General features: G+C 66.5%; 11 protein-coding genes. 4 read left to right on the plus strand and 7 right to left on the minus strand.

The genetic code is table 11. The features are described 5' to 3' along the window. The 7 genes from H977_RS0123095 to rpmF form a co-directional block, all read right to left on the minus strand. On the minus strand, positions 1 to 343 hold a 343-nt coding region (locus H977_RS0123095; RefSeq protein ID WP_029110090.1), incomplete at its 3' end, for an MspA family porin. Between the two features lie 384 nt (positions 344 to 727). After that, positions 728 to 886: a hypothetical protein gene (locus H977_RS35675; RefSeq protein ID WP_196808309.1), complete on the minus strand. Its 159-nt coding sequence runs from the start codon at positions 884 to 886 to the stop codon at positions 728 to 730. A gap of 146 nt (positions 887 to 1,032) precedes the next feature. Next, positions 1,033 to 1,527 (minus strand): MogA/MoaB family molybdenum cofactor biosynthesis protein, encoded by a 495-nt coding sequence (locus tag H977_RS0123105; protein ID WP_039324636.1) that lies wholly within the window; start codon positions 1,525 to 1,527, stop codon positions 1,033 to 1,035. A gap of 80 nt (positions 1,528 to 1,607) precedes the next feature. Next, on the minus strand, positions 1,608 to 3,020 hold the full coding sequence (locus tag H977_RS0123110) for a S1C family serine protease (RefSeq protein WP_029110092.1): 1,413 nt from the start codon (positions 3,018 to 3,020) through the stop codon (positions 1,608 to 1,610). Positions 3,021 to 3,214: 194 nt separating this feature from the next. After that, positions 3,215 to 4,738 carry a sensor histidine kinase gene (locus H977_RS33750; protein WP_231396047.1) on the minus strand — a complete coding sequence of 508 codons (1,524 nt, stop codon included), beginning with the start codon at positions 4,736 to 4,738 and terminating at the stop codon, positions 3,215 to 3,217. Between the two features lie 4 nt (positions 4,739 to 4,742). Beyond that, positions 4,743 to 5,429, minus strand: a complete 687-nt coding sequence (locus H977_RS0123120; RefSeq protein ID WP_029110093.1) for a response regulator transcription factor — start codon at positions 5,427 to 5,429, stop codon at positions 4,743 to 4,745. 148 nt (positions 5,430 to 5,577) lie between these two features. Beyond that, positions 5,578 to 5,751, minus strand: a complete 174-nt coding sequence (rpmF, locus tag H977_RS0123125; protein ID WP_003885704.1) for a 50S ribosomal protein L32 — start codon at positions 5,749 to 5,751, stop codon at positions 5,578 to 5,580. 534 nt (positions 5,752 to 6,285) lie between these two features. Between rpmF and H977_RS0123130 the strand changes: the two genes are divergently transcribed. From H977_RS0123130 to H977_RS0123145, 4 genes are all read left to right on the plus strand, one after another. Beyond that, positions 6,286 to 7,155 carry a type IV toxin-antitoxin system AbiEi family antitoxin gene (locus tag H977_RS0123130; RefSeq protein WP_029110094.1) on the plus strand — a complete coding sequence of 290 codons (870 nt, stop codon included), beginning with the start codon at positions 6,286 to 6,288 and terminating at the stop codon, positions 7,153 to 7,155. Positions 7,156 to 7,276: 121 nt separating this feature from the next. Continuing rightward, complete coding sequence (locus H977_RS0123135) at positions 7,277 to 8,983, plus strand: acyclic terpene utilization AtuA family protein (RefSeq protein WP_029110095.1); 1,707 nt, start codon at positions 7,277 to 7,279, stop codon at positions 8,981 to 8,983. Next, on the plus strand, positions 8,980 to 10,128 hold the full coding sequence (locus tag H977_RS0123140; protein ID WP_029110096.1) for an acyl-CoA dehydrogenase family protein: 1,149 nt from the start codon (positions 8,980 to 8,982) through the stop codon (positions 10,126 to 10,128). The genes H977_RS0123135 and H977_RS0123140 overlap by 4 nt, the downstream gene beginning before the upstream one ends. After that, a complete protein-coding gene (locus tag H977_RS0123145) occupies positions 10,125 to 11,720 on the plus strand; it encodes an acyl-CoA carboxylase subunit beta (RefSeq protein WP_029110097.1) in 1,596 nt (531 codons plus the stop codon). The genes H977_RS0123140 and H977_RS0123145 overlap by 4 nt, the downstream gene beginning before the upstream one ends. Positions 11,721 to 11,727: the final 7 nt, after the last annotated feature.

The raw sequence follows: 11,727 nt of genomic DNA on the forward strand, positions 1-11,727 counted from the left end.
GGATGTTGGGGGTCGTGTAGGAGAAGTTGATCCCCACACCCAGCGACCACGGGAAGCCGATCTGGTAACCCAGCTCCAAGGTGCCCTCGAAGTCCTCGGCCCCGGCGCCCTCGACGTGATACTTGGCCCGACCGGAATGGAACCACTCACGGGTCAGCCGGTTGCGGTCCAACGGGAACACACCATTGAGGAAGGTGTCCCACTGCTGAACGGTCAGAGTCCGGTCCTGACCATCGACCAGGCTCAGTTCATTGTCCAGACCCGCATGAGAAGTGCCCGTGCTCGTAAAAAGCGCCGCAATGGTTGCCACCATCGCGACCAGCACCCGACTGAATGCCTTCATGTTCTCCCTAGCTATATCGCCGGCGCCCGAAGGCTCACCGTTTGTGGTCGGCGTCCCGGCCCCCGCAGACCGTATCGCCCCGCAAGACCTACATGTGACGCGGATTAGAAATCCCACACATGGCTCTTACGTAATGCTCATCGTTGACACGAGGAACATAACGGGAGCCCATCGGGGCGGCAACGCAAGCACATATCGGTGAGGCTGCATACGATCGCTCGATCAAAATTTGCTGGAACCCGGCTGGGAGATTGGGCACTACGCCACGACGCTGCGCCTTGAGCCACGGGGCAATGCTGTGATGCCGTTCGCCTCGTTAACAAACTGAGGTCCGGACCACGGCGCGGGGTACAGGTTTCGGGCTCTTACAGGCCATTCACCTATTCATTGATGATGCGGCGGAATGTTGTTCCTCAACCACCGGTCGCGGTCGGCTTCGTCGTCCGGCGAAGCGGTGTCGCGTTCGTCGGGAGCGATGTCCGGGAGGGCATCGCCGAAAATCTTGTTAACTGCGTCGCGGGACGCTTTGTTCGCTTCAGGCATCGCACATTCCCTTTGTGACGAAGATCACATCTCATCGTAGGCGGTGCTGCAACAACAGTTAACCCGCTCTTAACCAGCAGCGTCGGTCAGCGTGACATCCGCCTGGAAAAAGAAACGGCGGCCGGTGGCCGCCGTTCCGATGTTGTTCAGATCTCCAAACTTGATAGCTGGCCTATAACTTGGGCGGCCAGTGGCCCGAGGGTGGCCATACCGTCGCGGACCGCAGCGCGTGATCCGGCGATGTTGACCACCAACGTGCTGCCCGACACGCCACACAGACCGCGGGACAGCCCGGCGTCCGGGATCCCGGCCGAGAGCCCCGATGCCCGCAGCGCCTCGGCGATGCCGAGCAGCTCGCGGTCGAGGATGTCGAGAGTGGCCTCCGGCGTGACATCGCGCGGCGTCACGCCCGTCCCGCCCACCGACACCACCAGATCGACCCCGCCGATCACCGCGGTGTTCAAGGCATTACGGATCTCGACCTCGTCAGCGGCCACGACCACCACTCCGTCGACGACGAAGCCGGCCTCACCCAACAATTCCGTGACCAACGGACCGCTGTGGTCTTCCTCGCCATGCGCGGTGCGATCGTCCACCACGACGACGAGCGCCCGGCCCACCAACTCCCCTGGTTGTTCCATGCCTGCAACCGTATATCCGGCGGCAGACAACGGTGTAGCCAGACGGAGGGTGGTGATCCCGTCGGACCCGATCACCGTGCTCACTGCTCGGCCCTGCCCAGAGTCACCTCGACGGTCTGCGGCTTGCCACCCTGGTCCAGGAAGGTCAGCGTGACCTTGTCACCAGGGGCCTTCGACCGCACCGCCGCGACGAGTGCGTCGGCGCTGCCGATCACCCGGTCGTCGACCTTGGTCACCACGACGCCGCTGGGCAGACCTGCCGCCGCGGCGGCACCGCCGTTGGTGACCTCGACGATCTTGGCGCCGTCACTTGTCTTGTCATTGGCCACCTGCACACCGAGCGAGGCATGCGAGGCGGTGCCGCTCTGGATCAGCTCATCGGCGATGCGCTTGGCCTGATCCACCGGGATCGCGAAGCCCAGTCCGATCGATCCGCTCTGGGCCTGAGCCGAATCCCCGCCCATGGTGGCGATCGCCGAGTTGATCCCGACCAGTTCGCCGTTCATGTTGACCAGCGCCCCGCCGGAGTTGCCCGGGTTGATCGCGGCGTCGGTCTGGATGGCGTCGAGCACGGTGTTCTGGTTGCGGGTGTCGCCGCCGGCCGCGACCGGACGGTTCAACGCACTGATGATGCCGGTGGTGACGGTGCCTTCCAGCCCCAGTGGCGACCCGATCGCGACGACGTCCTGGCCCACCCGGAGGTTGGCCGACGAGCCCAGGCTGATGGGGGTGAGACCTGAGACGTCCTGCGCACGCACGACGGCGATGTCACTGCTGGGATCGGTGCCGACGACGGTGAACGACTTGGTGGTCCCGTCGGAGAACGTCACCTTGGTCTGGGCGCCGGTCGGCGCCCCGCCGGGGATCGGTGCCGCGGCGGGCCCGCCCGGCTTGGCGGCCTGCACGACGTGGTTGTTGGTCAGGATGAGGCCGTCGCCGGTGAGGATGATGCCCGAGCCCTCCTCCGAGGCGCGACCCAGATCGGTCTCGAGCTTGACCACACTCGGCACCACCTTGGCCGCCACCTGTTCCACCGAACCGGGGGGCAACGCAGCGGCGGGGACAGTCGGCGCGGCGCCGAGACCCTGGGAGCCGAATCGCGGGTGGTCGTCGTGCACCAGCGTCGCGACACCGCCGCCGATGCCGGCCGAGACCACTGCCACGGCGAGCGCCCCGGCGGCCAGGCCTGCTCTGGAGCGCTTCTTGGCCGGGACGGGCTGCGGGCCGGCCGGAATCCGGTAGGGGTCATACGGCGCGCGGTACGCCTGCTGCTGGGATTGGTGCTGGCTGGTCTGGTGCTGGTTGGTCTGGTGCTGCTGCGTCTGGTGTGTCGAGTGCTGCTGAGTCTGCTGCGGCTGCTGCGGCTGCTGACGCGCGTAGCGCCAGTCGTACGGCTGCTGCTGGTATGGATCGGGACGCGCACCGGCGTATCCGGGGGCAACGCCGCCGGAGTGCTGCTCCGGCTGTTGGGGGTACCTCGGGTGGTTCGTCATTGTGCTGCGTGCTCTTCTCTTGTAAAAGGTCCGCCGGCCGCTGACGCCGGCCCGGTCCGACCCGTTTGTCCAACCCTCGTATCTCTCACTCCGTCAAACGAAGCTGTGGTCACTCAGGTTGCCCAGATGGGCTGAGAATCCACTTAGAGATTTCCGATCCATCCGTGACCGGTCCCCCGACCGATTTAACTGTCTCACCTTTTCTCCGCACCGACAGCGTGCTCATTGCCGGCCTGCGGCATATGCGTCGCATCTCCATTGGGGATGGGCTGCCCGGGCAACACCATGTGGAACGAAGCCCCCGGTGGTGTGCCCCCCGGCACGGTCTCGTCAATCCGCAGTGCGCCACCGTGTTTGAGCACCACCTGCTGGACGATAGCCAATCCGAGGCCGGATCCCGGCATCGCCCTCGCGGCATCCGAGCGGTAGAAGCGCTCGAACACCAGCCGGCGTTCGTCCGGCGGGATGCCTGGCCCGTGGTCGGACACCACCAGTTCGGCGTGCGTCGGATCGACCTGGTGCAACCGCACGCCGACGCGTCCTCCGGCCGGACTCCACTTTGCGGCGTTGTCGAGCAGGTTGAGCACGGCGCGGCCCAGCCCGGGTGCGTCGCCGAACACCTGCCAGCCGACGACGTCGACATCGAATTCGATGTCGTTGCGGCGCCGCCGGACCCGTTCCAGGCTGCGGTCGACCACCTCCGACATGTCGACAGGCTCCGGCGTGATGCCGCCTGCGTCGTCGCGGGTGAGATCGACGAGGTCGCCGACCAGGGTGGAGAGCTCTTCGATCTGGGCGATCACATCCTGTTGCAGCCCGATCATCTCGTCCTTGGGCAGCGGAGGTGCCCCGGGCGCCTGTGAGGCCATCAGCAGTTCGACATTGGTGCGCAGCGAGGTCAGCGGCGTCCGGAGTTCGTGCCCGGCATCCGAGACCAGCCTGGACTGGCGTTCCCTCGATTCGGCCAGTGCCCGGAGCATCATGTTGAACGCCTCGGTGAGCCGGGCCAGCTCGTCGCTGCCCACCACCGGGATGGGTCGCAGGTCGTCCGTCCGCGCCACCCGCTCGGCGGCTTCGGTGAGTCTGCCCACCGGTCTGAGCCCGGCTCTGGCCACCGCGCCGCCGGCCATGGCGGCCACCGCCACCCCGACGCCGCCGACGATGAGCAGCACCGTGCCCAACCGTCTCAACACTTGGACAGTGGGCGCCAGGCTCTTGGAGATCAGCAGGGAGCTGCCGTTGGCCAGGTGCACCGCGAGCACCCGCTGATGGTTGGCGGTGCGCAGTGACATCAGGAGTTCGCCGGAGATGACGTCTTTCTCGGGCTTGCCCAGCGGCAGCATCTGGCCCTGTTGGTTGGCCGTGTAGATGGACCGGCCCGGGATCACCAGCATCGCGTTGACGTCGGAGTAGGCGGTGCCCTCGATTGCCTTGCCGGGGTCGGCGGCCAGCGATCCGCTCTCGATCAGCAACCGGGCGCGGCTGTGTAGCTGGTTGTCGAGGTCGTCGTAGAGGGCGCGTGAGACGACGGCGTAGACAGCGACGGCCATCAGGACGACCACCATGGCCACCATCGACATCGCGAGCATCATCACGCGCCAGCGCAGTGACAGCGAGCTGGTGTTGCGGAGGTTGGCGGCGGATCGCCACGTGTTCACGACGGCGGGCCGTTCAGGGTCAGCGACGGCGGGCCGTCCGAAGTCGGGGGTGAGCGCCATCAAATCAGGGGGGCGTTTCGCGCAGCACGTAGCCGACGCCGCGCACGGTGTGGATCAACCGGGGCTCGCCTTCGGCCTCGGTCTTGCGGCGCAGGTAGCCGATGTACACCTCGAGGGCGTTGCCCGAGGTCGGGAAATCGAAACCCCACACCTCTTCGAGGATGCGGCTACGGGTCAGTACCCGCCGCGGGTTGGCGATCAGCATCTCGAGCAGGGAGAACTCGGTGCGCGTGAGGCTGATCTGACGATCGCCGCGGGTCACCTCGCGGGTCACCGGGTCCAGGGTGAGGTCCGAGAAGGACATCTTCTGGGAATCGGTGCCGTCATCGTTGACGGTCCGGCGCAGCAACGCCCGCATCCGCGCCAGCAGCTCCTCGAGCGCGAACGGTTTCGGCAGGTAGTCGTCGGCGCCTGCGTCCAGCCCGGCCACCCGCTCGGAGACCGAGTCGCGGGCCGTCAGCACGAGGATCGGCAGATCGTCACCCGTGCTACGTAGCTGCCGGCACACCTCCAGGCCGTCCAGCCGCGGCATCATCACATCAAGAACCACAGCGTCAGGCCGGTCATTGGAAATCGCCTCGAGCGCTTCGACCCCATCCTGGGCGAGCTCGACGGAATAACCATTGAATGAAAGCGACCGGCGCAGGGATTCGCGCACAGCGCGATCGTCGTCAACGACAAGTATGCGCACTGCCCCAGTTTCAACCCGCTGTCTGAGAGAGGGCTGAGAGGCGCGCCGCAAATTTGCCGAGGGTTTTTGCGGGTCTCAAACCACCCTGAGCACGACAAAAAGCGCTATCACCGAGTGATAGCGCTTTTTGAAAAGGTGTCTGCGGGTTCTAGCGCTTGTCGAGGTCGACAAGGCCCAGACGGGCGGCCTTGAGCAGACGGCGCGGCACCTTGTGCTGCTGACCGGCGACATTGACGCCGACGAGACCGGTGGCCTCGGCCTTCCACTGCGCGCGCCGGCTACGGGTGTTCGCGCGCGACATTCTGCGCTTGGGCACAGCCATGACGTGCATCTCCTTGCTTTGGGGGTTGCCGCGCGCATCGCAGCGGCAGACGACTGCCCTACAGAGTAGCGGTTGACCTGCGTCGGCTCCAAAACGGTGCGGCCGGGGCCGTCGGGGCGGGGTAGGCGGGGCGGTCCACCGAGATTGCATCCACGCACCAAAAGCCACGCGATTCCGTCCCTCACTTCAATCTCGACACCAGCCCACCCCAAAAAACCCGACAGTCCGGCCAGCCCGTTACCGAGATTGCACCCACGCACCAAAACCCACGCGATTCCGTCCCTCACTTCAATCTCGACACCAGCCCACCCCAAAACCCGACAGCCCGGCCCGGCGCGCCACCGAGATTGCATCCACGCACCAAAACCCGGCCGGATCGATCCCTGACTTCAATCTCGACACCAGCCCACCCCAAAAACCCCACTGCCCGGCACGGCGCCCCACCGAGATTGCATCCACGCACCAAAAGCCGGCGGGATCGATCCCTGACGTCAATCTCGATGCCTTGTCGGTGCGGGGTGCGAGCATGCCGAAATGGGCGGGGTGTTGATCGGCAGTGAAGCGTTGGCCAAAGGCCTTGTGACGCGCAACGACCTCAGGCGTCACTACCAACGGATTTTCCCCGACGTGTATGCGCCGGACGAACCGACGCTGCGCGACCGAACCATCGGAGCATGGCTCTGGTCGGGGCGCCGGGCCGTGGTCGCCGGAGTCGCCGCGTCAGCGCTGCACGGGGCGGCGTACGTCGACGCGGACATCCCCATCGAACTCGTCTGGCGCAACGGCCGCCCACCCAGCGGATTGATCGTGCGCAACGAGACCCTCGCCGCCGACGAGGTCAAACGAGTGGTCGGGCTGCCGGTGACCACACCGGCGCGGACCGTGTTCGACCTGGGCCGTCACCTCCCACGCGATGACGCGGTCGCCCGCATCGACGCTTTGGCGTGGACTCTCCAGGTCACAGTCGACGACGTCACCCCGCTCATTGAGCGCTACCCGAGTGTCCGAGGGATCCGCGCCCTCAAGACGGCGTTGCCCTTGGTCGACGCGGGCGCCGATTCTCCGCGCGAAACGTGGTTGCGTCTGCGATTGACCGACGCCGGAATGCCGCCCGAGAGGACCCAGATCGTGGTGATGCAAGGACGCGCCAGCATCGTCGCGAAGTTGGACATGGGCTGGGAACAGTTTGGTGTCGGCGTGAACTACGACGGCATGTTCCACCAGTCCGACCGCAAGCGTTATGTGCAGGACCAGAAGACCTTGCGGACGCTGGAAGCCCTGGGCTGGATCGTCATCCGCGTGATCGCCGAAGACAACATCGTCGACGTCCTCGCGCGGGTTGAGCAGGCGCTGCGCAGCCGCGGCTGGCATCCAAATTGCATTCAGGGACAAATCGCCGCCTGATTCCGTCCCTGGATGCAATCTGGTGCGTGGACCCGGGCCCGGCACCCCTTGACGTGGGACCGGCGGTACCCGCTAACCTACCGGTTGGTTGGTCCCCATGTCAGCGTCGACGGGAGTGCGTGTGTCTTCAGGGACTGGTGCGGTTCGCATCGGCAACTGTTCGGGTTTTTACGGCGACCGGCTCTCAGCGATGCACGACATGCTCACCGGTGGCGAGCTGGACTATCTGACCGGCGATTATCTCGCCGAACTCACCATGCTGATCCTGGCCCGCGACCGGGCCAAGAACCCCGACCGCGGCTACGCCAAGACGTTCCTGATCCAGCTTGAGCAGTCACTCGGGCTGGCGCTGGACAAGGGCGTGAAGATCGTGGCCAACGCCGGCGGGCTGAACCCCGCGGGGCTGGCCGCCGCAGTTCGGGCACTGGCCGAACGCCTGGGCCTCGACGTCAACGTCGCCCATGTCGAGGGCGACGATCTGGTGGCCCGGGCTTCCGAGCTGGGCCTGGGCACACCCCTTGCCGCCAACGCCTACCTTGGCGCGTGGGGCATCGTCGACTGCCTGAATTCCGGTGCCGACGTCGTGGTGACGGGCCGGGTCACGGACGCTTCGGTGATCGTCGGGCCCGCGGCGGCGCACTTCGGCTGGAAGAGCACCGATTACGACGCGCTGGCCGGGGCGGTGGCCGCCGGTCACGTGATCGAGTGCGGCACTCAAGCCACCGGCGGCAATTACTCGTTCTTCGCAGAGATTCCGGATCTGTCCCGCCCGGGCTTTCCGATCGCAGAGATCTCCTCCGATGGCTCCTCGGTGATCACCAAACATGCGGGCACCGGCGGGCAGGTCAGCGTCGGCACGGTCACCGCGCAGCTGCTCTACGAGATCACGGGCGCGCGCTACGCCAATCCCGATGCGACGCTGCGCGTGGATTCTCTGCAGTTGAGCCAGGACGGCACCGACCGCGTGCGGATCTCCGGCGTGACGGGTGAGGCCCCGCCGCGGACGCTGAAGGTGTCGTGCAACAGCATCGGCGGTTTCCGCAACGCCGCCACATTCGTGTTGACGGGCCTGGACATCGAGGCCAAGGCCGAGCTGGTGCGCAGCCAGTTGGAAGCTGGCCTGAAAGTCCGCCCGGCCGAACTGGATTGGACGCTGGCCCGCACCGACCATCCCGATGCCGAAACCGAGGAGACCGCCAGTGCGCTGCTGCACTGTGTGGTACGCGATCCCGATCCCAACGTCGTCGGACGCCAATTCTCTTCGGCGGGAGTGGAACTCGCCCTGGCCAGCTATCCGGGCTTCACCACCACCGCACCGCCCGGGGACGGTCAGGTCTACGGCGTGTTCGTACCCGGCTACGTCGACGCGTCCGAGGTCCCGCACATCGCCGTACACGCCGATGGCACCCGTGTCGACATCTCTCCCGCGAGCGAGACCCTCGATCTGTCACCGGTTTCCGATCCGGACCTACCCGAGCCAGTTCCCGCGGGCCCCACTCGCCGAGCGGCGCTGGGCACCATCGCCGGCGCCCGCAGCGGTGACAAGGGCGGCTCGGCCAATGTCGGCGTATGGGTGCGCGGCGACGAGCAGTGGCGCTGGCTGGCCCACACACTGACCGTCGACAAGCTTCGTGAATTGTTGCCCGAGACAGCCGATCTGCCTGTCACCCGGCACCTGCTGCCGAACCTGCGGGCGGTGAACTTTGTGATCGAAGGCATTCTCGGCCAGGGCGTCGCGTATCAAGCCCGATTCGATCCGCAGGCCAAGGGGCTGGGCGAATGGTTGCGCAGCCGTCATCTCGACATCCCGGAGGAACTCATCAAATGAGCATCTGGACTTCACCCGAGCGTGAGGCGTTGCGCAAGACCGTGCGCAGTTTCGCCGAGCGTGAGGTGCTGCCGCACGCAGCCGAGTGGGAACGCACCGGTGAGCTGCCACGCGAGCTTCACCGCAAGGCCGGCGAGGCCGGCCTGCTCGGCGCCAATTTCCCCGAGTCGGCCGGCGGTGGCGGCGGTGACGGGGCCGACGCCGTGATCATCTGCGAGGAAATGCATTACGCGGGCTCGCCCGGTGGTGTGTTCGCGTCGCTGTTCACCTGCGGCATCGCCGTGCCGCACATGATCGCCTCCGGCGATGAACGCCTCATCGAGACGTACGTGAAGCCCACGCTGCGCGGAGACCTCATCGGATCGCTGGCCATCACCGAACCCGGCGGCGGCTCCGACGTCGGGCACCTGACCACAAAAGCCACCCGCGACGGGGATGACTACATCCTCAACGGCGCCAAGACCTACATCACCTCGGGCGTGCGGGCGGATTACGTCGTCACCGCATCTCGCACCGGCGGTCCCGGTGCGGCGGGCGTCTCCCTGATCGTCGTGGACAAGGGCACGCCGGGATTCGAGGTCAGCCGCAAGCTCGACAAGATGGGTTGGCGCTCAAGCGATACCGCCGAGCTGTCCTACACCGACGCGCGGGTGCCGGTGGCCAACTTGATCGGCACGGAGAACTCCGGCTTCTTCCAGATCGCGGCCGCGTTCGTTTCCGAGCGGGTGGGCTTGGCCGTGCAGGCCTACGCCAGTGCGCAGCGCTGCCTGGACCTGACCGTCGAGTGGTGCCGCAACCGCGAAACCTTCGGAAAGCCGCTGATCGCCCGGCAATCGGTACAGAACACGCTCGCCGAGATGGCCCGCCGAATCGACGTGGCCCGGGTGTACACCCGCCATGTGGTGGAGCGGCAGCTCGCCGGAGAGACAAATCTGATCACCGAGGTGTGCTTCGCCAAGAACACCGCGGTGGAGACCGGCGAATGGGTCGCCAACCAGGCCGTGCAGTTGTTCGGCGGCATGGGCTACATGGCCGAGTCGGAGGTCGAGCGCCAGTACCGTGACATGCGCATCCTCGGGATCGGCGGCGGGACCACCGAGATCCTGACCTCCTTGGCCGCAAAGACGTTGGGATTCCAGTCATGACGACCCTGAAATCGACGGTCGACCCGGCCTCACCGGGTTTCACCGACGCCGCCGAGGTGATGGCCACCAAGCTGGCCGAGCTCGACGCCGAGCATGCCAAGGCACTGGCCGGCGGCGGGCCCAAGTATGTGGACCGCCATCACGGCCGCGGCAAGCTCACCGCGCGCGAGCGCGTCGAGCTGCTGCTGGATGCCGACGCACCGTTCCTGGAGCTGAGCCCACTGGCCGCGTGGGGCAGTGATTTCACCGTGGGCGCCAGCGTCGTCTGCGGGATCGGCGCCGTCGAAGGTGTCGAGTGCCTCATCGTCGCCAATGATCCGACGGTCAAGGGCGGCACCAGCAACCCGTGGACGCTCAAGAAGATCCTGCGCGCCAACCAGATCGCGATGGAGAACCGGCTGCCGGTGGTCTCCCTCGTGGAGTCCGGCGGCGCCGATCTGCCGACGCAGAAGGAGATCTTCATCCCGGGCGGGCAGATGTTCCGCGACCTGACCCGGCTGTCGGCGGCGGGCATCCCGACCATCGCGCTGGTGTTCGGCAACTCGACCGCCGGTGGCGCGTACGTGCCGGGCATGTCCGATCACGTGGTGATGATCAAGGAACGCTCCAAGGTTTTCCTGGCCGGGCCGCCGCTGGTCAAGATGGCCACCGGCGAGGAGTCCGACGACGAGTCGCTGGGCGGGGCCGAGATGCATGCCCGCACTTCGGGTCTCGGTGACTACCTGGCCAATGACGAGCTCGACGCGATCCGGATCGGGCGGCGCATCGTGGCCCGGCTGAACTGGCGCAAGAAGGGACCCGCACCCGCGCCGGTGGTCGAGCCGAAGTTCGACCCGGAGGAGCTCATCGGCATCGTGCCCGCCGATCTGCGGATCCCGTTCGACCCGCGCGATGTGATCGCCCGCATCGTCGACGGCTCGGATTTCGACGAGTTCAAGCCGCTGTACGGGTCCTCCCTGGTGACGGGATGGGCCACTCTGTACGGGTACCCGGTCGGAATCCTGGCCAACGCCCGCGGCGTGCTGTTCAGCGAGGAGTCGCAGAAGGCCACGCAGTTCATCCAGCTGGCCAACCGGTCCGACACCCCACTTCTGTTCCTGCACAACACCACCGGATACATGGTGGGTAAGCAGTACGAAGAGGGCGGCATGATCAAGCACGGCTCGATGATGATCAACGCGGTGTCGAACTCCACGGTGCCGCACATCTCGCTGCTGCTCGGCGCCTCCTACGGCGCAGGCCATTACGGCATGTGCGGGCGAGCCTATGACCCGCGCTTCCTGTTCGCGTGGCCGTCGTCGAAATCCGCGGTGATGGGTGGTACCCAGCTGGCCGGGGTGCTCTCGATCGTCAGCCGCGCGGCCGCGGAGGCCCGGGGCCAGGTGGTCGACGAGGCCGCCGACGCCGCGCTGCGAGCAGCGGTCGAGGCGCAGATCGAAGCCGAGTCGCTGCCGATGTTCCTGTCCGGCCGGTTGTACGACGACGGGGTGATCGACCCTCGCGATACCCGCACCGTGCTGGGAATGTGCTTGTCCGCCATAGCGAATGGCCCGATCGAGGGGACGTCGAACTTCGGCGTCTTCAGGATGTGAGCGCGAC

The sequence above is a fragment of the Mycobacterium sp. URHD0025 genome (assembly GCF_000426065.1).
GTDB lineage: Bacteria > Actinomycetota > Actinomycetes > Mycobacteriales > Mycobacteriaceae > Mycobacterium.

Bases quoted from the DNA above. Each gene is read 5' to 3' on its own strand.
- H977_RS0123145 (WP_029110097.1), top strand. From the start codon at position 10,125: ATGACGACCCTGAAATCGACGGTCGACCCGGCCTCACCGGGTTTCACC.
- H977_RS0123105 (WP_039324636.1), bottom strand. From the start codon at position 1,527: ATGGAACAACCAGGGGAGTTGGTGGGCCGGGCGCTCGTCGTCGTGGTG.
- H977_RS35675 (WP_196808309.1), bottom strand. From the start codon at position 886: ATGCCTGAAGCGAACAAAGCGTCCCGCGACGCAGTTAACAAGATTTTC.
- rpmF (WP_003885704.1), bottom strand. From the start codon at position 5,751: ATGGCTGTGCCCAAGCGCAGAATGTCGCGCGCGAACACCCGTAGCCGG.
- H977_RS0123130 (WP_029110094.1), top strand. From the start codon at position 6,286: ATGGGCGGGGTGTTGATCGGCAGTGAAGCGTTGGCCAAAGGCCTTGTG.
- H977_RS0123140 (WP_029110096.1), top strand. From the start codon at position 8,980: ATGAGCATCTGGACTTCACCCGAGCGTGAGGCGTTGCGCAAGACCGTG.
- H977_RS33750 (WP_231396047.1), bottom strand. From the start codon at position 4,738: ATGGCGCTCACCCCCGACTTCGGACGGCCCGCCGTCGCTGACCCTGAA.
- H977_RS0123110 (WP_029110092.1), bottom strand. From the start codon at position 3,020: ATGACGAACCACCCGAGGTACCCCCAACAGCCGGAGCAGCACTCCGGC.